The sequence below is a fragment of the Nocardioides palaemonis genome (assembly GCF_018275325.1).
In the GTDB taxonomy this organism is placed as follows: Bacteria; Actinomycetota; Actinomycetes; order Propionibacteriales; family Nocardioidaceae; genus Nocardioides; species Nocardioides palaemonis.
Genome location: NZ_JAGVQR010000004.1, coordinates 806387 through 824559, shown reverse-complemented (window position 1 = coordinate 824559; position 18173 = coordinate 806387). Strand labels below are relative to the sequence as shown.

The 18173-nt window shown below is 72.8% G+C and carries 17 protein-coding genes and 3 tRNA genes; 13 read left to right on the top strand and 7 right to left on the bottom strand.

Annotated features, from left to right (window positions below):
• The first annotated feature begins 26 nt into the window (after window positions 1-26).
• The 5 genes from KDN32_RS19685 (at window position 27) to KDN32_RS19665 (ending at window position 4387) form a co-directional block, all read left to right on the top strand.
• Window positions 27-590, top strand: a complete 564-nt coding sequence (locus KDN32_RS19685) for a TetR/AcrR family transcriptional regulator (RefSeq protein WP_211734053.1) — start codon at window positions 27-29, stop codon at window positions 588-590.
• Window positions 587-2068, top strand: a complete 1482-nt coding sequence (locus KDN32_RS19680; protein ID WP_211734051.1) for an MFS transporter — start codon at window positions 587-589, stop codon at window positions 2066-2068. The genes KDN32_RS19685 and KDN32_RS19680 overlap by 4 nt, the downstream gene beginning before the upstream one ends.
• Before the next feature lie 27 nt (window positions 2069-2095).
• Window positions 2096-3106, top strand: a complete 1011-nt coding sequence (gene speB, locus KDN32_RS19675; RefSeq protein WP_211734049.1) for an agmatinase — start codon at window positions 2096-2098, stop codon at window positions 3104-3106.
• 73 nt (window positions 3107-3179) lie between these two features.
• On the top strand, window positions 3180-3791 hold the full coding sequence (locus tag KDN32_RS19670) for a ClpP family protease (protein ID WP_211734047.1): 612 nt from the start codon (window positions 3180-3182) through the stop codon (window positions 3789-3791).
• A complete protein-coding gene (locus KDN32_RS19665) occupies window positions 3788-4387 on the top strand; it encodes a ClpP family protease (RefSeq protein WP_211734045.1) in 600 nt (199 codons plus the stop codon). Before KDN32_RS19670 ends, KDN32_RS19665 begins: the two co-directional genes overlap by 4 nt.
• Before the next feature lie 113 nt (window positions 4388-4500).
• On the opposite strand, the gene KDN32_RS19660 is transcribed toward KDN32_RS19665, so the two are convergent.
• Both KDN32_RS19660 and KDN32_RS19655 read right to left on the bottom strand, forming a co-directional pair.
• A complete protein-coding gene (locus tag KDN32_RS19660; protein WP_211734043.1) occupies window positions 4501-4803 on the bottom strand; it encodes a helix-turn-helix domain-containing protein in 303 nt (100 codons plus the stop codon).
• Window positions 4804-4877: 74 nt separating this feature from the next.
• Window positions 4878-5417 (bottom strand): hemerythrin domain-containing protein, encoded by a 540-nt coding sequence (locus tag KDN32_RS19655; protein ID WP_211734041.1) that lies wholly within the window; start codon window positions 5415-5417, stop codon window positions 4878-4880.
• Window positions 5418-5542: 125 nt separating this feature from the next.
• Here KDN32_RS19655 and KDN32_RS19650 point away from each other — a divergent pair, with 125 nt between their 5' ends.
• A complete protein-coding gene (locus KDN32_RS19650; protein ID WP_211734039.1) occupies window positions 5543-5746 on the top strand; it encodes a hypothetical protein in 204 nt (67 codons plus the stop codon).
• Here the strand turns inward: KDN32_RS19650 and KDN32_RS19645 are convergent.
• Window positions 5736-5808 (bottom strand) — tRNA-Arg (locus KDN32_RS19645). The genes KDN32_RS19650 and KDN32_RS19645 overlap by 11 nt on opposite strands.
• A gap of 151 nt (window positions 5809-5959) precedes the next feature.
• Here KDN32_RS19645 and KDN32_RS19640 point away from each other — a divergent pair.
• The 4 genes from KDN32_RS19640 (at window position 5960) to KDN32_RS19625 (ending at window position 13262) form a co-directional block, all read left to right on the top strand.
• Window positions 5960-7795 carry a phosphoenolpyruvate carboxykinase (GTP) gene (locus tag KDN32_RS19640; RefSeq protein WP_211734037.1) on the top strand — a complete coding sequence of 612 codons (1836 nt, stop codon included), beginning with the start codon at window positions 5960-5962 and terminating at the stop codon, window positions 7793-7795.
• A gap of 40 nt (window positions 7796-7835) precedes the next feature.
• Window positions 7836-10049, top strand: coding sequence for a putative bifunctional diguanylate cyclase/phosphodiesterase (locus tag KDN32_RS19635; protein ID WP_211734035.1), 2214 nt, complete (start codon window positions 7836-7838; stop codon window positions 10047-10049).
• Between the two features lie 225 nt (window positions 10050-10274).
• Complete coding sequence (locus KDN32_RS19630) at window positions 10275-12110, top strand: phosphoenolpyruvate carboxykinase (GTP) (RefSeq protein ID WP_211734033.1); 1836 nt, start codon at window positions 10275-10277, stop codon at window positions 12108-12110.
• Between the two features lie 147 nt (window positions 12111-12257).
• Window positions 12258-13262 carry a TrmB family transcriptional regulator gene (locus tag KDN32_RS19625; protein ID WP_211734032.1) on the top strand — a complete coding sequence of 335 codons (1005 nt, stop codon included), beginning with the start codon at window positions 12258-12260 and terminating at the stop codon, window positions 13260-13262.
• 158 nt (window positions 13263-13420) lie between these two features.
• Here KDN32_RS19625 and KDN32_RS19620 read toward each other — a convergent pair whose 3' ends face one another.
• From KDN32_RS19620 to KDN32_RS19610, 3 genes are all read right to left on the bottom strand, one after another.
• A complete protein-coding gene (locus KDN32_RS19620) occupies window positions 13421-13606 on the bottom strand; it encodes a hypothetical protein (RefSeq protein ID WP_211734030.1) in 186 nt (61 codons plus the stop codon).
• Window positions 13607-13725: 119 nt separating this feature from the next.
• A tRNA-Ser gene (locus tag KDN32_RS19615) sits at window positions 13726-13816 on the bottom strand.
• Window positions 13817-13893: 77 nt separating this feature from the next.
• The gene (locus KDN32_RS19610) at window positions 13894-14355 is read right to left on the bottom strand and encodes a hypothetical protein (protein WP_211734028.1); all 462 of its coding nucleotides are present in this window, start codon (window positions 14353-14355) and stop codon (window positions 13894-13896) included.
• A gap of 56 nt (window positions 14356-14411) precedes the next feature.
• On the opposite strand from KDN32_RS19610, the gene KDN32_RS19605 reads away from it, so the two are divergent.
• The 3 genes from KDN32_RS19605 (at window position 14412) to KDN32_RS19595 (ending at window position 16763) form a co-directional block, all read left to right on the top strand.
• A tRNA-Ser gene (locus KDN32_RS19605) sits at window positions 14412-14496 on the top strand.
• 20 nt (window positions 14497-14516) lie between these two features.
• The gene (locus KDN32_RS19600; RefSeq protein WP_211734026.1) at window positions 14517-15386 is read left to right on the top strand and encodes an AAA family ATPase; all 870 of its coding nucleotides are present in this window, start codon (window positions 14517-14519) and stop codon (window positions 15384-15386) included.
• A gap of 18 nt (window positions 15387-15404) precedes the next feature.
• A complete protein-coding gene (locus tag KDN32_RS19595) occupies window positions 15405-16763 on the top strand; it encodes a VWA domain-containing protein (protein ID WP_211734024.1) in 1359 nt (452 codons plus the stop codon).
• A gap of 21 nt (window positions 16764-16784) precedes the next feature.
• Here KDN32_RS19595 and KDN32_RS19590 read toward each other — a convergent pair whose 3' ends face one another.
• Window positions 16785-18128 carry a hypothetical protein gene (locus tag KDN32_RS19590; protein ID WP_211734022.1) on the bottom strand — a complete coding sequence of 448 codons (1344 nt, stop codon included), beginning with the start codon at window positions 18126-18128 and terminating at the stop codon, window positions 16785-16787.
• Window positions 18129-18173: the final 45 nt, after the last annotated feature.

Below are 18173 nucleotides of genomic sequence, written 5' to 3'. Positions count from 1 at the left end.
ATGTCTCACTCGAGGGAGGGGTGTCCATGGGTTCGAACCGCGAGGACGTGCTCGGCGCCGCGCAGCGCCTGCTCAACGCCGACCCCGGTGCGTCGATGTCGACCATCGCCAAGGCGGCGTCGGTCAGCCGGGCGACCCTGCACCGGCACTTCGAGTCCCGCGAGGCGCTGCTCCTCGAGCTCGGCACGCGCTCGCTCGACCAGTGGGAGCGCCGCCTCGACGCGGCCGGGGTCGAGGACGTCGCCGCCGCGGCGGACGCCTTCGCGATCCGCGCGACCCTCGAGGCCCTCGTCGAGGGCTACGTCGAGGACTCCGACGACCACGCCTTCGCGCTGACCGACCACGTCATCCTCGCCAACGAGGCGCTCGCCGGGCGCACGCAGCACCTCGCCGATCGCGAGACCGTCCTGTTCGCCGCCGCCCAGGAGGCGGGCGTGGTCCGCGCCGACCTGCCGCTGCGCTGGTTCGGCCACTCCGTCTACGGACAGCTCGTCGCCGGCCGTGAGGCCGTGCGGCTCGGCGACGTCGCCCGCCGCGACGTCGCCCACCTCGTCCTGTCCACCCTCCTGACCGGGATCGCCCCCTCATGACCAGCCCCGTCGCCTCCGCACCCCGCACCGCCTCCGACCCGAGGCGCTGGTGGGCCCTCGCCGTGCTCGCGGCCAGCCTCCTCGTGGTGGTCATGGACATGACCATCCTCAACGTCGCGCTCCCGGCCATGACCGACGAGCTGCACCTCAGCGCCGTCTCCCAGCTCTGGGTCGTGGACGTCTACGCCCTCGCGCTCGCCGGTTTGCTCGTGCCGGTCACGGCGCTCGCCGACCGGTGGGGCCGCAAGCGGATGCTCGTCACGGGCTACGCCGCCTTCGCGGTCGGGTCGCTCGCCGTGCTCTGGGCGGACAGCGCCGCCGCGGTGGTCGCCATCCGCGCGCTCCTCGGGCTCGGCGGGGCGATGGTGATGCCGTCGACGCTCTCCCTCATCCGCTCGACCTTCGACGACGCCCGCGAGCGCACGCTGGCGCTCAGCGTGTGGGGTGCCACGGCCGCGCTCGGTGCGGCCGTCGGCCCGGTCGTGGGCGGTGCGCTGCTCGAGGCGTACAGCTGGCACGCGGCGTTCCTGGTCAACGTTCCGCTCATGGTCGTCGCGATCGTCGCCGGTCTCTGGCTGCTGCGCGAGAGCCGCTCGGCGCGCCCGGGCCGCGTCGACGCGACCGGCGTGGTCCTCTCCGCGGGCGGGATGACCGCGGCGGTCTACGCCGTCAAGCAGCTCGGCAAGCACGGACCGACCCTGCCGACCGTGGGGCTGCTCGCCCTCGGCGTCGCGGCCCTGGCGCTGTTCGTGCACCGCTCGCTGCGCTCCGACCGGCCGATGCTCGACGTCCGGCTGTTCCGCCAGCCGGTGCTGCGCGCCGGTGTGGTGGCGGCCCTGGCCAGCAGCGCGCTGATGGCGACGGTGCTCTTCACCGGCAGCCAGTGGCTGCAGCTGGTCGAGGGGATGAGCCCGCTGCGCGCCGGCCTGGCGCTGCTGCCGCTCGCGGTCGGCGCGATGCTCGCCTCGCCGTTCGCCCCGGCCCTCGCCGAGCGCACCAGCCCGCGGCTGGTGCTCGCCGCCGGCCTGGTGGTCCTGGCGGTCGGCCTGGCGCTGGTCGCGGTGCTGCCGACGACCTACCCGTGGATCGCGGTCGCGTTCGCCGTGGTCGGCCTGGGCACGTCGGCCCTCGGGCTCGGCTCCGCGCTCATCATGGGCGCCGCGAGCGACGACCAAGCGGGGTCCGCGGCCGCGATCGAGGAGATCACCTACGAGCTGGGTGCCGTCCTCGGCATCACCTTCCTCGGCAGCATGGTCGGCGCGGTCTACCGCGCCGGCCTCCCCGACGGGGTCGACGCCGCGACCGGCGAGTCCCTGGCGGGTGCGGCCGGCGGCCCGTGGGCCACCGAGGCGGCCGACGCCTTCGTCACCGCCTTCGCGTCGATGGGGGCCGTGGGAGCGGTCGGGGCCGCGCTGGCGGCGTACGCCGTGTGGCGCCTGGTCCCCGCGCGGCTCAGCCTCGGCGACACGCAGCACTGACCCCGGGCTGGCCCTAGCATCGGCCCCATGGCCCGCTACGGCGCACAGTTCGGCCCCGACATCACCTTCCTCGGGGTGCCCGCCTGCGACCTGGACGACCCGGGGTCCTACGCCGACGCGGACGTGGTCGTCGTGGGGGCGCCGTTCGACGGCGGGACGTCGCACCGGCCCGGCACGCGCTTCGGGCCGCAGGCGATCCGGATGACCGACTACCTCCCGCACGACGGCTCGCGGCCCAGCCTCGCGCTGCGCACCGACGGCCTGGTCGACCTGCGCGTCGTCGACGCCGGCGACGTCGAGATGCCGCCGGGCGACATCGAGCGCGCCCTCGGCGTGCTGGAGGCGGCGGTCGAGAAGGTGGCCCGCGCCGGCGCGATCCCCGTGGTGCTCGGCGGCGACCACTCCATCGCCTACCCCGACGCCAAGGGCGTGGCCAACGTGCTCGGCCACGGGCGGGTCTCGATGATCCACTTCGACGCCCACGCCGACACCGGCGACATCGAGTTCGGGTCGCTGTGGGGCCACGGCCAGCCGATGCGGCGGCTGATCGAGTCCGGTGCGCTGCGCGGCGACCGCTTCCTCCAGGTGGGCCTGCGCGGCTACTGGCCCGGCCCCGAGACGCTCGACTGGATGGCCGGGCAGCGGATGCGGTCCTACGAGATGACCGAGATCGTCCACCGCGGCCTCGAGGACTGCCTGACCGAGGCGTTCGCCATCGCCACCGACGAGTGCGACGGCGTCTTCCTGTCCGTCGACATCGACGTCTGCGACCCCGGCCACGCGCCCGGCACCGGCACCCCGGAGCCGGGCGGGTTGAGCGCGCGCCAGCTGCTCGACGCCGTCCGCCGGATCTGCCTCGAGCTGCCGGTCGTCGGCGTCGACGTGGTCGAGGTCAGCCCGCCCTACGACCACGCCGACATCACCGCCGCCCTGGCCAACCGGGTCGTCCTCGAGTCGCTCTCCGCGATCGCCCGCCGGCGCCGCGACCAGCGCGACGGCACGACCTGGGACCCCTCGCGCCCGCTGCTGGACCGCTGAGTCCGCCGGGAGCGGATCCGCCCCGGGCAGAACACCCTGTGGTCCGCGCGTGCGGCGCCGCACGCTGGACGGCATGAGCACCCACACCACCGAACGCATCGAGGACGAGCTCGTCCGCCGCCTGATGCACGAGCGCATCGTCGTGCTCGGCGAGGAGCTGCAGGAGCGCAACGGCAACCGGCTGATGCACCAGCTGCTCCTCCTCTCCGCCGACGACCCCCGCGCCGACATCAGCCTCTGGATCAACAGCCCCGGCGGCTCCGTCTCCGCGATGCTCGCGATCCACGACGTGATGCGCCTGATCCCCAACGACGTCAGCACCGTCGCGATGGGCATGGCGGCCAGCGCCGGGCAGTTCCTGCTGTCGGCCGGCACGCCCGGCAAGCGTTACGTCCTGCCCCACGCCCGGGTCCTGCTCCACCAGGGGTCGGCCGGGATCGGCGGCACCGCCGTCGACATCGAGCTCCAGGCCGAGGACCTGCGCCAGACCCGCGACACGGTCCTCGGGCTGATCGCCGAGCACACCGGGCAGGACCGCGACACCGTCGAGCGCGACTCCCGCCGCGACCGCTGGTTCAGCGCCGAGCAGGCCCTCGCCTACGGCTTCGTCGACCACCTCATCACCGGCGTCGACGACGTCACGCCCGGGCGCCGGCACGCGGTCGGCCTGGCAGGTGCGCGATGAGCGGCTACACGATCCCCTACGTCGTGCAGCAGACGCCGCGCGGCGAGCGGACCCTCGACCTCTACTCCCGGCTGCTCTCCGAGCGCATCGTCTACCTCGGCACCGAGATCGACGACGGCGTCGCCAACGCGGTCATCGCCCAGCTGCTGCACCTCGCCTCGGAGAGCTCCGAGGTGCCGATCAGCCTCTACGTCAACAGTCCCGGCGGCTCGATCTCGGCGTCGCTGGCGATCTACGACGCCATGCAGTTCGTCCGGCCCGACGTGGAGACCGTCTGCGTCGGCCAGGCGACCTGGACCGCCGCGGTCCTGCTCGCCGGTGGCGCGCCGGGGAAGCGGGCGATCCTGCCCCACGGTCGCGTCGTCCTCCACCAGCCCGCGACCCAGGGTCGTGGCACCGTGCCCGACCTCATCCTCGAGGCCGACGAGGTGGCCCGGGTGCGGCTGGTGCTCGAGGAGGTGCTGGCGCGCCACACCGGGCGTACGCCCGAGCAGATCCGCCAGGACACCGACCGCACCCTCGTGCTCCCCGGCGAGGCGGCCGTCGACTACGGGGTCGTCGACACGGTCTTCCACGACCAGCCGCTGCTGGCCTGACCCCGAGGGCTGGTGCCTCACCTCAGCAGGCAGTTCGCGGCTCGGTACGCCGTCGCCACGCTCAGCGGGCACAGCCCAGCGCCGAACTGCCTGCTGTGGTCGGCCTGCTCGACTCAGGCGGCCAGTGCGAGGGCCTCGGGCCGGGCGGCGCGGGTGGCGAGCTCGCGGGTGCCGAGGTCGAGCGCGCCGGCGATCGCCTGCAGCATCTCCGACGAGGGGTCCTTGAGCCCGCGCTCGACCTCGGAGAGGTACTGCACCGACACGCCGGCTCGTCCGGCGACGTCGACCAGGCGCTCGCCGCGGCGGACGCGCTCGCGGTGCAGCTCGCGACCGACGAGCTCGCGCCAGAGCGGCTCCGGCTCGGCGGCAGCGGGGGAGGCGTCGTCGCGGTCGGGGAACGGCAGGATCTGGCCCATGTCCCGACGCTAGCCACGCCCCGGCGCGCTGCCCAGCGGTTCCGCCCAGAGCAGAACGGAGAACGGGCAGAACGTCAGACCCCGAGGCCGAGCAGTCCCAGCGGCTCGGTCATCTCGCTCTCCTCGTAGGCGAAGTGCGACTCCAGGTCCGCCCGCAGGTCGGCGACCGCCTCGACCAGCTCGTCGGCCCGGGACGGGTCCGCGGCGACCGCGACCGCGAGGTCGTCGACGCGCTCGAGGTGGGCGTGGACGACCAGGTGCTCCTCGGCGAGCCGGGCGGCGACCGGGGCGTAGTCCGACAGCGTCGCGACGGCGGGGAAGAGGTTCTGGTCCTCGATCGTGTGGTGCATGGTCAGGAAGCGGCAGACCTGGCCGCACATGCCGGCGACCTGCTGCGCGGACAGGGCGGGGGCGAGGGCGTGGACCTCGGCGCGCACGGCTCCCGCCGACCCCGTGCCGTCGCGCAGCGACTCGACGGCGCGGCCCAGCGCGGCGAGCTGGGCGCGGAAGTGGTCGTGGATCATCCGGAGGTGGTCCCCGGCCATCCGCTGCCGGGGCGTGAGGTCGACGGACCCGGCCACGCGGGGGCGGGAGGCGTCGTCGATCGGTGGCACGGACCCAGCCTAGGCCGACCCCCGGGACGTCCGTCCCGGTCGCCCGGGCCCTTTGGTCCTGCCGGACGCGGCGGGTCAGGACGAGGGTGGAGGCATCGACGAACACCACTCCCCAGGAGGTCCCGATGGTGAACCACCAGTACGTCCAGCACGACTGGTCCCCGCTCGTGTGGGCCGAGGGGCTGGCGGTCCTGGCGACGCTCGTGGTGGTCGGCATGTGCGTGTTCCTGCTCGGAGCCATGCGGGCCAAGCGAGCACGCCACGCGGCGGCCCAGACGCAGGAACGGCCCCGACCGGAGGTCGGAGCCGCTCGTCCTGCGCGCCTGTAGGGATTCGAACCCCAAACCTTCTGATCCGTAGTCAGATGCTCTATCCGTTGAGCTACAGGCGCCCGTCCGCCGCTGACGCTGTTGCGTGCGAGGACTGGACGAGGATAGCCGACGTGCACCGGACGAGCGAAATCACCCCCACCCCCCGAGTCGGTCCGACCCCCCGGACCGTGGCCTAGGGTGCCTAGCACCCCACCGAAGAGAGGCAGCGCGATGGCAGATCTCGAGGCAGTCCTGGACGAGGCCGGGCTGACGAACCCCCGCGTCCGTGCGTTCGTCACGGAGTACGCCGAGCTCACCGGCGCCGAGCACGTCGAGGTCGTCAACGCCTCCGACGATGCCCGGCTGCTCGAGGAGGCGGTGGCGGCAGGAGAGCTCCAGCGCGCCGGCGAGGGTCGGTACTACTCCCGCAGCTACCACAAGGACACCGCGCGCTCGGAGGAGCGGACCATCGTCGCGACCAACGACGAGTTGGACCGCGGCGTCTACAACAACTGGCGTCCGGCGTCGGAGATGAAGCCAATGCTCCACGACCGGATGCGCGGCGCCTCGGAGGGCAAGACGATGTACGTCGTCCCCTACCTGATGGCGCCCCCCGGCAACCCGCTCGCGCCGTGGGCGGCCGGCGTCGAGCTGACCGACACCCGCACCGTCGTGCTGCACATGATCCGGATGGCGCGCGTCGGCGTGCAGTTCGTCAACGAGCTCGAGGACCCGGACTCCTTCGTGCGCGCGGTCCACGTCACCGGCGACCTGGAGCACCTGGGCCAGGGCACCCCCGACGACCAGCGCTACTTCGTCACCGTCGCCGACGAGCGGACGATCCTGCACTTCGGGTCGTCCTACGGCGGCAACGCCCTGCTCGGCAAGATCGCCCACGGCCTGCGCCAGGGCGCGTACGACGGGTGGGCCAGCAAGAAGTTCCTCGCCGAGCAGTACATGCTCATCGGCATCCACGACAAGGAGACGGGGAAGACGTACCACGTCTGCGGCGGCTTCCCGAGTGCCTCGGGCAAGACCAACCTGGCGATGATGGCGGCGCCCGACGCGCTGGGCGACCGCTACCACGTGTCCTTCTACGGCGACGACATCGCGTGGCTGTGGGTGGACGAGAAGACCGGCCGGCTGATGGGGATGAACCCGGAGTACGGCGTCTTCGGGGTCGCGAAGGACACCAACGAGAAGACCAACCCCAACGCGCTCGCCTCGATCGCCGAGGGCACCGAGTGCATCTTCACCAACGTCGCGCACAACCCGGCCACGGGCGAGGTGTGGTGGGAGGGCAAGACCCCCAAGCCCCCGACCGACGTGAAGGGCTGGCTCGACTGGACGGGCGCGCCGCTCGCCGACCGCAAGGACAACGACACCGCCGCCTGGGCCCACCCCAACAGCCGGTTCACCACCACCCTCGCCAACGTCCCCAACGTCGCCGCCGACTACGACGACCCGGTCGGCGTCCCGATCGACGCGATCATCTTCGGCGGCCGCACCCGCGACCGCGAGCCCCTCATCCGGGCGATCACCGACCTGGCGGAGGGCGTCTACGACGGGCTCACCCTCGGCGCCGAGGCCACCTTCGCCGCGGAGGGCGTCGACGGCCAGCTGCGCTACGACCCGATGTCGAACCGGCCGTTCATGGCCTACGGCGAGGGCGACTACGCCCGCCACTACCTCGACGTGGTGGGTGCCGCCACGGACCAGCCGATCTTCGCGCATGTGAACTGGTTCCAGCGCGACGCCGAGGACGGCCACTTCCTGTGGCCCGGCTACCGCGACAACCTCCGCCCGCTGCTGTGGCTGCTCCAGCTGCGCAACGGCGAGGTGGAGGGCCGCCGCACGGCGGTCGGCATCCTGCCCACCGAGGAGGAGCTCGACCTGGTCGGCATGGACGTCCCGGCCGAGGACCTCGAGCGGATCCTCACCATCGACACCGAGCGCTGGCAGCAGGAGATGGGGTTCCGCGAGGAGCACCTCGCCCAGTTCGAGCGGATGCCCGAGGAGATCTGGGAGGCGCACCGCCGCGTGGCGGCCGACCTCGAGAAGGAGTGATTCCGCCCCCGTGAGGCCCCTGCGTCGTTACCCTTTCGTGGTGCGACGTGGGCAGACTGAGGACCGGGAGAGGCTGGGTCGTTCCGACCTGGCGAGGGGTACGACCGCGCTCGCGCTGCCCTTCGGGGCCGTCGCCGCGCTGGGCCTGCTGGCGGTCCTGCTGCCGCCCTACGACGACCGCCCGTGGTGGGCGGTCGGCCTGGCCGCCGCGGTGCTGGCCTGCTCCGCCCTGGTCTTCGTGACGAGCAGCCGTCGCCCCGACCTCGCGTGGCTCGAGCCGTGCGCGGCGTACGTCCTCGTCCCCTACGCCGGGCTGGTCTCCGCCGCGTCCGGCGGACCCTCCTCCGACCTGACCATCCTGCTGGCGCTGCCGATCCTCTGGCTGGCGCTCACCGGGACCCCGCGGCAGCTGTGGGTCGCCGGCGGCCTGTCGGTCGCGACCCTGCTGGCGCTCGGCGACTGGCGCGGCAGCGTGCTGTGGGCGGCCGTCGCCCTGCTCGTCGCCCCCGTGGTGCAGCGCATCGTGGGCGACCTCGCCCACCAGGCCCGCCGCGCGCGTACGGCGACCGCGCGGGTCGAGCGCCTCTTCGACGACGCGCCCCACGGCGTCGCGCTGCTCGACGCGGACGGCACGGTCATCCGCGTCAACATCTCGATGGCCGTGTTCGTGGGCCTCGACCCCTCCGAGATGGTCGGCCACCGCTTCAGCGCGTTCGAGACCCCGGGGGAGGACCGCCTCGAGGACCACCTCGGCCGGGTCGGGTCGCTGCGCCGCGGCGAGTCGCTCGACGCGGAGTGCCGGCTGCGCGACTCGGGCGGCAACGACGTCCACGTCTCGCTCAGCAGCACCGTCGTCAGCGACGCCGACCTCGGGCACATCACGATGGTCAACGTCGTCGACATGTCCGAGCGCCGGCGCTACCTCGACCGGCTGGCGCACCTCGCCGACCACGACGTGCTCACCGGCCTGGCCAACCGGCGCCGCTTCGAGAGCGAGCTCGAGCGCCACCTCGACCGCTGCCAGCGCAACGGGCCGGACGGCGCCCTGCTGCTGCTCGACCTCGACAACTTCAAGCAGGTCAACGACTCGCTGGGCCACAACGCCGGCGACCAGCTGCTGATCACCATCGCCGGGCTGCTGCGCCGCTCGATCCGCAGCACCGACGTGGTCGCCCGGCTCGGCGGCGACGAGTTCGCCATCCTGCTCACCGACGCCGACGAGGACGCGACCCGCCGGGTGGCCGAGCTGGTCGTCCAGCGCGTCGGCGCGCACGCCGCGACGCTCGACGGCGTCGGTCGCCGGGTCACCGCGAGCGTCGGCGCGGTCACCTTCCGCGCCGCCACCGAGCACTCCTCCGACATCCTCGCGCTGGCCGACATGACCATGTACGACGCCAAGGAGGCCGGCCGCAACCAGGTGGCGGTCCTCTCCGAGGGCGACACCCGTGGCCCCCGTGCGGCGACCCGGCTGCACTGGCAGAGCCGGATCGACGAGGCGCTGGAGCACGACCGCTTCGAGCTGCACCTCCAGCCGATCATGGACATCGCGGACGGCCGGATCCGCTCGGCCGAGGTGCTGCTGCGCCTGCGCGAGGACGACGAGCTCGTGCCGCCGTCGCGGTTCGTCTACATCGCCGAGCGGGTCGGGCTGATGCCCCAGGTCGATGCCTGGGTGGTCGACCGCAGCCTGGCGCTGCTCGCCCGGATCCGCGCGGAGCACGACCCCGGGTTCCGCCTCGAGGTCAACCTCTCCGGCCACTCGATCGGCAACCCCGAGATCGAGCGCGCCATCGTCGACTCGCTCGAGCGGCACGGGGTGGACCCCTCGGCGCTCATCCTCGAGATCACCGAGACCGCGGCCGTGGCCGACGTGGCGCTCGCCCGCGACTTCGCCGCCCGGATGACCGGCCTCGGCTGCGCGTTCGCGCTCGACGACTTCGGGGCGGGCTTCGGGTCCTTCTACTACCTCAAGCACCTGTTCTTCGACTACGTGAAGATCGACGGCGAGTTCGTGGCCCACGTCCACGAGTCGTCGGTCGACCGCACGATCATGCGCTCGATCGTCGGCATCGCCCGCGACCTCGGCAAGCGCACGGTCGCGGAGTTCGTCTCCGAGCCGGCCATCCTCGAGGCGTGCCGCGAGGAGGGCGTCGACCTCGCCCAGGGCTACCTCATCGGCCGACCGGCGGCCTACGACGAGTTCGTCGAGCAGTTCCTCCGGCGCCCCCACGCGCTCGCGCGCCGGGCCGGCTGAGCCGCCCGATCAGCACGTCCCGAAGAGGCCGAAAAGCGCCCCTTCGGGACCGACTTGAGCACCGGAAAAGCCCAAGTTCTGGGGTTTTCCGGGGGGTGGAGACGCAGGTCACACGTCTGTGATCGATCCAATAGGTGGCCCCCGGGGCACGGGCTAGCGTCCGGCGCAAGTCGCCGACAACGAGGCCGCGCGAACCACCCGCGACGAACGCTGAAGGAACCGGTCATGACCGCAACGATCGACACGCAGACGACCCCTCCGACCACCCACGAGGCCATCCTCGCCTGGGTCGCCGAGGTCGCCGAGCTCACCCAGCCCGACCGCATCCACTGGTGCACCGGCTCCGACGAGGAGTGGGCCGAGCTCACCACCTCGCTCGAGGCGACCGGCACCTTCACCCGGCTGAACCCCGACGTGATGCCGAACTCGTTCCACGCCGCCTCCGACCCCACCGACGTCGCCCGCGTCGAGGACCGCACCTACATCTGCTCGGTCGACGAGCGCGACGCGGGTCCGACCAACAACTGGATGGACCCGGCGGCGATGAAGGACCTGATGCGCGGCCTCTACGCCGGCTGCATGCGGGGCCGCACCATGTACGTCATCCCCTTCGTGATGGGCCACCTCGACGCCGAGAAGCCGATGTTCGGCATCGAGGTCACCGACTCGGCCTACGTCACCGTCTCGATGCGCGTGATGGCCCGCATGGGCACCGAGGTGCTGCGCCGCATCGAGGAGCTCACCGCCGCCGGTCACGACCCGCAGTGGGTCCCCGCGCTGCACTCGGTCGGCATGCCGCTCGAGCCCGGCCAGGCCGACGTGGCGTGGCCGTGCAACGACACCAAGTACATCGTGCAGTTCCCCGAGGAGCGGATGATCTGGAGCTTCGGCTCCGGCTACGGCGGCAACGCCCTGCTCGGCAAGAAGTGCTACGCGCTGCGCATCGCGTCGGTGATGGCGCGCGACGAGGGCTGGCTGGCCGAGCACATGCTCATCCTCAAGCTCACCTCCCCGCAGGGCGTGACCAAGTACGTCGCGGCCGCCTTCCCGAGCGCCTGCGGCAAGACCAACCTCGCCATGCTCAAGCCGACCGTCCCGGGCTGGACGGTCGAGGCGATCGGCGACGACATCGCGTGGATGCGGGTCGGCGAGGACGGCCGGCTGTGGGCGGTCAACCCGGAGTACGGCTTCTTCGGCGTCGCCCCGGGCACCAACGAGCACACCAACCCCTACGCGATGGAGACCATCCGCAAGGGCAACTCGGTCTTCACCAACGTCGCGCTCACCCCCGACGGCAACGTCTGGTGGGAAGGCCTGGAGAACACGCCGGCCGAGGCCACGAGCTGGAAGGGCGAGCCCTGGACCCCGGAGTCCGACGAGCTCTCCAGCCACGCCAACAGCCGCTACTGCACGCCGATCAAGCAGTGCTCGATCCTCGCCGACGAGTACGACGACCCGCGCGGCGTGCCGATCGACGCGATCCTGTTCGGCGGTCGGCGCAAGACCACCATCCCGCTGGTCACCGAGGCGCGCGACTGGAACCACGGCACCTTCATGGGCGCCACGCTGTCCTCGGAGACCACCGCGGCCGCCGTCGGCGCCGTCGGCGTGGTGCGACGCGACCCGATGGCGATGCTGCCGTTCATCGGCTACAACGCCGGCGACTACTTCGGCCACTGGATCAACGTCGGCAAGGACCACGACGCCGCCAAGCTGCCGAAGGTCTTCTACGTCAACTGGTTCCGCCGCGGCGACGACGGCGACTTCCTGTGGCCCGGCTTCGGCGAGAACAGCCGCGTGCTCAAGTGGGTCATCGAGCGCATCGACGGCCAGGCCGCCGCGATCGAGACCCCGATCGGCCACGTGCCGGCCCCGGGCTCGCTCGACGTCGACGGCCTCGACCTCACCGAGCAGCAGCTCGCCCAGGCCCTCGCCGTCGACGCGGACGAGTGGAAGGCCGAGATCCCGCAGATCGAGGAGTGGTTCGCGAAGTTCGGCGACGACCTCCCGGCCGTGCTCTGGAGCGAGCTCGACACGCTGAAGGCGCGCCTGGACGCCTGAGCCGCCCGACCGCCGACGCCGACCTGTCCCCGACCCGTCCGGGGGCAGGTCGGCGTCGTCGTACCGGCCGCGCTTCTCGGGTGGCCAGTGGGACGGGTGTGGCACGATCCTCATCACTGGGACGCACGGGGGGAGTGGAGGTGGGTCATGCCCCTGGGGCAGCACGAGCGCGCGGTCTTCGAGGAGAAGTCGGCTCCGCTCTACGAGGAGATCGTCACCTCGGGGGGCATCAGCGCCACCGACCGCCGCATCGGGCGGCGGGGCGAGCTGCGTGAGGCCTTCGAGCTCCTCGCCGAGGTCGGGCTCGTCGTCCAGGGCGACGACGCCACCAGCTGGCGCGCCGTCGACCCCGCCGCCGTGCAGGCGCGCGTCGTGGCCCCGCTGGGCCAGCAGGGCGCGGAGCTGATCGCGGAGTCCGCCCACTGGGCCCAGGCCTTCAGCTCGCTCTCGCACGCCTGGCGGCGCTCGCCCAGCGCGGTCGGCGGTCCGTTCACCGAGATCCGCGGCGAGGCGACGATCCGCACCTTCCTGGAGTCGATGGTCGCCGACTCGGAGGAGGAGCTGCTCAGCGCGCAGCCGCAGGACCGGCGCGGCGTCAAGCAGCTCGCCGAGGTGACCGCGCGGGAGATCGCCCTGCTCAAGCGCGGCGTGCGGATGCGGACGCTCTACCAGCACGCCGCGCGCCGCGGCACCGACACCCGCAAGTACGTCGCGGCGGTCTCCGCCGCCGGCGCCGAGGTGCGTACCCTCGACGAGTTCTTCAACCGGCTCATCGTCGTCGACCGGCGGATCGCGGTCATCCCGAGCCACGAGGGCCTCAACGCCGCGATGGTGATCAGCGAGCCGTCGATGGTGTCCTACCTCGTCGACATGTTCGAGCGGCACTGGGAGCGCGCGCGTCCCTTCACCAGCAGCGAGTCCTCCCTCATGCGCGACATCGCCGCCGAGCAGCGCGCGATGACGATCCGGATGCTGCTCGAGGGCCGGGCCGACCCGGCGGGCGCCAAGCGCCTCGGCGTCAGCCCGCGGACCTACGCCGGCTACGTCGCGGACCTGAAGAGCGAGTTCGAGGTGGAGACGCGCTTCCAGCTCGGCTACGAGATGGGCAAGCGGGGGATCTCCGGTCGCGAGGCCGACGAGCCGGACGCCTGAGCGACCTCCGGACAAGGATCGAGGGCAGCAGCTCGGGTGAGCTGCTGCCCTCGAATGCCGAGACGGGCCTGTGGGGGAGGCCAGTCGGACCAGACTCGTGGGGGGTTGAGGGGGTCCGTGTCTCGGCTCTTCACTGCGTGCACATCATGGCACGTCGGTCAGCGGGGAACCTTGATCTTCGTGCCCCAGGTGTAGTCGGCGTTGGCGGGCGCGGCCCCGACACCGACGATTCCGATGCCAAGGGCGGCCACGAGAGCGGCGGCTGCGATGCGGCGGACTGGGGTCATGTTGGCTTTCACCTCGTTGTCATGTGTCACGTCACAGGGGATGACGACCTCAATCATCACCCAGGTCCTCCGACCGCGTCATGTCGATGCGTCTGCAGGTCTGTGCAATGCACGTTCCTGCAAAACGACGCGAAATGAGCGATCGGCCCCCTGTGGGACAGGGGGCCGACCAGCGGCGGAGGCGGAGGGATTTGAACCCTCGATGGGGTTGTAGCCCCAAACCCGCTTAGCAGGCGGGCGCCATAGACCGGACTAGGCGACGCCTCCATGCCCGGCGCGTGCCGGGCGCTGTGAAGGGTACAAGGCCCGGAGCCCCCGCGCCGAATCTCCTCGGGGTGTCCGGCTCAGAACTTCGTGAGACCGTGCCCGCGCTGGAGGTGCTGCTGGACCTCGCGCACGAACGACTCGCGGTCGATGGCGAGCATCTCGACCGGGATGGTGGTGGTCCGGCCGTCGCGCAGGCGCAGCACGACCACCGGCGCGTCGGCGACGGTGGTGGTGACCGCGTCCTCGACGTCCTTCCACCGCCCGGACGCCGTCCCGACCCCGCGCACCCACTGGATCCGGTAGCCCTCGGCGGTGAACCGGGCCACCCAGCCCTTCTCGCGCCACGCCCAGAAGTTCGCGGCCAGCACCACGACGGTGAGCGCGACCGGGACGAGGAGGAAGACGGTGTGCAGGTCCAGCACCGCGATGGTGAGGGTGCAGACCAGGATCAGCACCGCGACCAGCACCAGGACGACGCCGAGCAGGCGCGCCGCGACGGCGGGGGCGAGGCGGTAGACGGTGGGGGTCTCGGTCGTCACCGCCCGATTTTCCCACGGTAGAGTCCCGCTGAGTGCGGCGCCCCGGCGGCGTACGAGGAGGGGTGCCGGAGCGGCCGATCGGAACCGCCTTGAAAGCGGTCGTAGGGAGACCTACCGCGGGTTCGAATCCCGCCCCCTCTGCTGGACGTAGGCTCGCCCGCGTGACGACCTGGTTCTCCTCGCCCGACGACGCGACCACCCGCCTGCGGGGCGCCGGCTACCTCACCGACGACGCGACCGCGCTCACGGCCTACCTCGCGGGCACGCTGGAGAAGCCGCTGCTGGTGGAGGGCCCGGCCGGCGTCGGCAAGACCGAGCTGGCCAAGGCGGTTGCCCGCGCCACGGGCGCGGAGCTGGTGCGGCTGCAGTGCTACGAGGGCCTCGACGAGGCGCGGGCGCTCTACGAGTGGAACTACAAGAAGCAGCTGCTGCGGATCCAGGCGAGCGGAGACGGCGCGACCTGGGACGAGACCCACGACGACATCTTCACCGAGGAGTTCCTGCTCACCCGCCCGCTGCTCGGCGCGATCCGGCGCGAGGAGCCGACGGTGCTGCTCGTCGACGAGGTCGACAAGACCGACATCGAGGTCGAGGGGCTGCTGCTGGAGGTGCTGAGCGACTTCCAGGTGACGATTCCCGAGCTCGGCACCGTCACCGCCACCCGGCGTCCGTTCGTCGTGCTGACGTCCAACGCCAGCCGCGAGCTGTCCGAGGCGGTGAAGCGACGCTGCCTGTTCCTGCACCTCGACTACCCGAGCGCCGAGCGCGAGCGCGAGATCGTCACCAGCCAGGTCCCCGGCCTCGACGAGCGGGTCGCCGCCCAGCTCGTCGACGTCGTCGTGCGGCTGCGCGAGCTCGAGCTCAAGAAGGCGCCGTCGATCGCGGAGTCCGTCGACTGGGCCCGCACCCTGCTCGCCCTCGAGACCGGCGACCTCGACGAGGCGACCGTCGCCCGCACGCTCGGGGTGGTCCTCAAGCACGCCTCCGACCACCAGCGGGCGCTGCGGGAGCTCAAGCTGGCCTCCCGATGAGCAGGAGGTGAGCCGGCGGTGAGCCTGCTCGACACCCACATCGGCTTCGTGGAGGCGCTGCGCGGCGCCGGCCTCCCGGTGTCGCTGGCCGAGGGCCTCGACGCGATCGCGGCGCTGGAGAAGGTGAGCTGGCACGACCGCGAGACGGTCCGCGCGGCCTACGCCGCGACGCTCGTGAAGCGGCAGCCGCAGCGGGTGACGTTCGACGCGGTCTTCGACGTCTACTACCCGCGCCTCATCGGGGACGGGGCCAGCGCTGCCGCCGACGGCTCGCCCGTGCGCGACTCCGGCGCGGACCTCGCCCGGTTCCGCGAGGCGCTGGCCGAGGCGCTCGCCGCCGGTGACCCCGCGGCGCTCCAGGACCTCGCGGTCGACGCGGTGGCGCGGTTCGGGGCGATGCCCGGCCGCGGCCCCGGCCTGTCGAGCTGGTCGGCCTACACCTCGCTCCAGCGGGTCGCGCCCGCCGAGCTCGCCGACCGGCTGGTGCAGGCGCTGCTGGGCCCGGGCGTCGACCCGGAGCAGGCGCAGCGGACCGCGGCGCGTCGCATCGGCGACTTCACCCGGCTGGTGGAGGGCGACGCCCGCCGACGGATCGCGGAGGAGAAGGGCCCGGCCCACGTCGTCGACACCACCGTCCGCCCCACGATCGACCGGCTCGACTTCCTCGCCGCGCGGCGCAGCGACCTGGAGGAGATGCGCCGCGAGATCTACCCGCTCGCCCGCCGCCTGGCCGCGCGGCTGGCCAAGGAGCAGCACGCGCGCCGCCGCGGGCCGCTCGACGTGCGCCGCACCGTGCGGGCCTCGATCGCCACCGGCGGCGTGCCGCTGGCGACCCACCACCGGCCGCGCCGCCCGCACCGCACCGACCTGGTGGTCCTGTGCGACGTCAGCGGGTCGGTCGCGAGCTTCGCGCAGTTCACCCTCCTGCTGGTCTACGCGCTGCGGGAGGCGTTCGGCGGGGTGCGGGCCTTCACCTTCGTCGACGACGTGGTCGAGGTCAGCGACCGGTTCCGTCCGGGCGCCGACGTGGTGGAGGTGATGGAGGGCCTCGCGGCCAGCACGGCCCACGCCTCGATGTGGGGACGTACGAGCTATGGCCGGGCCCTGACCCGGTTCGCCGAGGCGCACGGCGACGCCGTCGGGCCGCGCACCTCGCTGCTGGTGCTCGGCGACGCGCGCTCCAACCACAGCGACCTCGCGCTGCCGGTGCTCGGCGAGCTGGTCGGACGGGCGCGCCACGCCTGGTGGCTCAACCCCGAGCACCCCCGGCACTGGGGGACGGGTGACAGCGCCGCCGACCGCTACGGCGAGCTGCTGCCGATGCTGGAGTGCCGCAACCTCGCCCAGCTCGGCGAGTTCGTCCACGGCATCGCCTGACCCGCCCGCGGCCGGCGGCGCTCAGCCGACGAGGTAGCCGAGCTCCTGCATCCGGGTGATCTCGGCCCGCAGCTCGGGGTGCTCCGCGCTGTCGGCCGCACGGGCACCGGCGACGTAGAGGTGGGCGGCGTCGTCGGTCGCGCCGTCGAAGACCACGGTCAGCCGGTTGGGGATCGCCGCGTTGATGAGCGAGCCCAGCAGGGCGACCGGGTCGGAGCGGTCCTCGAGCGACAGCACGCGGGTGGTGTCGGGGATCCGGGGCACCTGCGCGGACGGCGAGCCCGCGGTCACGACCTGGTCGATGACGAAGCGCGACGAGCGCACCGAGGCGGCGATCTCGGCGGCGAGGGTGCCGCCGGCCGCGGCGCCGACCAGCATCACGCGGGGGTCCTCGTCGTCCGGGGCGAGGGCCTTCTCGATCGCGCGGACGACCTGCGCGGCCGAGGTCGACGGGTCGGCTCCCACCAGGCGCAGCCGCCCGGACTCGGGGCCCGGCGTGCCGGGGAGGTAGGCGATGTAGCGGCCGGCGCCGACGCGCTGCACGCTGATCCGCCGGTCCTCGGCGAGCAGCGTGGTCATCAGCTCCTCCAGCGACCGCGGCGCCGACGTCTCGGCGGCCTCGACCTCCGGGGCCTCGTCCTCCTCGGTGTCGACGAAGGACCCGGCCGAGTCCCGGAACGCGGAGATGGCATCGGTCGGGAACGGCGCGACGCCGATGGCGCGCAGCCCGCCGCGGGCGGCGTGGGCTCCCTGGTCGGTGGCCAGCACCCCTGCCGTGAGCAGCGAGCGCATGTGCAGCCCGTCGAGCAGGCCGCCCCCGCCGGAGAGGTGGTCCATCAGGTCGGGGTTGTTCTCGGCCAGCTCGTTGAGGTAGGCCGTGACGCCCTCGCGGTCGAGTGCGTCGGTCTCGATGAGGCCCGCGCTCACGATCGCGCCGCCGAGCGCGACCTCGGGCGCGAGGTAGCCGATCGCGCGGCCGGCGATGGACCCGAGCGTCTTGTAGGCCGCCTGCTGCAGCTCGTCGATCCAGCGGTAGGTGAGGACGGTGGCGCGGACGACGAGCGCGTCGGCGTCGAGCTCGACCGAGCGGGTCAGCAGGCCCTGCTTGCCGGTGGTCGCGGCGCGTACGTCCTCCTCCGCCTGGCCCCAGGTCGCCCGGGACAGCTCGGCGGTGCCGACGACGTCGTCGTCGCCCAGGATCTCCGCGCCGAGCCGGGCGCGGGTGCGCATCTCGCTGCCGGAGGAGTCGAAGAGGTCGGCGAGCGCGAGCATCTGCTCGTACTTGTCGGCCGCCACCGAGGCCGCCGTGGCGTGCTGGTCCGGGGGGTTGTCGGCGTGGGTGCGGGGGATCTCGAGGTCGCTCATGTGGGGGTCCCTGCTGCATCGGGGGTCGGGGGAGCGGGGTGGTCC

Bases quoted from the DNA above. Each gene is read 5' to 3' on its own strand.
- KDN32_RS19680 (WP_211734051.1), top strand. From the start codon at position 587: ATGACCAGCCCCGTCGCCTCCGCACCCCGCACCGCCTCCGACCCGAGG.
- KDN32_RS19665 (WP_211734045.1), top strand. From the start codon at position 3,788: ATGAGCGGCTACACGATCCCCTACGTCGTGCAGCAGACGCCGCGCGGC.
- KDN32_RS19650 (WP_211734039.1), top strand. From the start codon at position 5,543: ATGGTGAACCACCAGTACGTCCAGCACGACTGGTCCCCGCTCGTGTGG.
- KDN32_RS19620 (WP_211734030.1), bottom strand. From the start codon at position 13,606: ATGATTGAGGTCGTCATCCCCTGTGACGTGACACATGACAACGAGGTG.
- KDN32_RS19630 (WP_211734033.1), top strand. From the start codon at position 10,275: ATGACCGCAACGATCGACACGCAGACGACCCCTCCGACCACCCACGAG.
- KDN32_RS19685 (WP_211734053.1), top strand. From the start codon at position 27: ATGGGTTCGAACCGCGAGGACGTGCTCGGCGCCGCGCAGCGCCTGCTC.
- KDN32_RS19640 (WP_211734037.1), top strand. From the start codon at position 5,960: ATGGCAGATCTCGAGGCAGTCCTGGACGAGGCCGGGCTGACGAACCCC.
- KDN32_RS19660 (WP_211734043.1), bottom strand. From the start codon at position 4,803: ATGGGCCAGATCCTGCCGTTCCCCGACCGCGACGACGCCTCCCCCGCT.
- KDN32_RS19670 (WP_211734047.1), top strand. From the start codon at position 3,180: ATGAGCACCCACACCACCGAACGCATCGAGGACGAGCTCGTCCGCCGC.
- speB (WP_211734049.1), top strand. From the start codon at position 2,096: ATGGCCCGCTACGGCGCACAGTTCGGCCCCGACATCACCTTCCTCGGG.
- KDN32_RS19625 (WP_211734032.1), top strand. From the start codon at position 12,258: ATGCCCCTGGGGCAGCACGAGCGCGCGGTCTTCGAGGAGAAGTCGGCT.
- KDN32_RS19590 (WP_211734022.1), bottom strand. From the start codon at position 18,128: ATGAGCGACCTCGAGATCCCCCGCACCCACGCCGACAACCCCCCGGAC.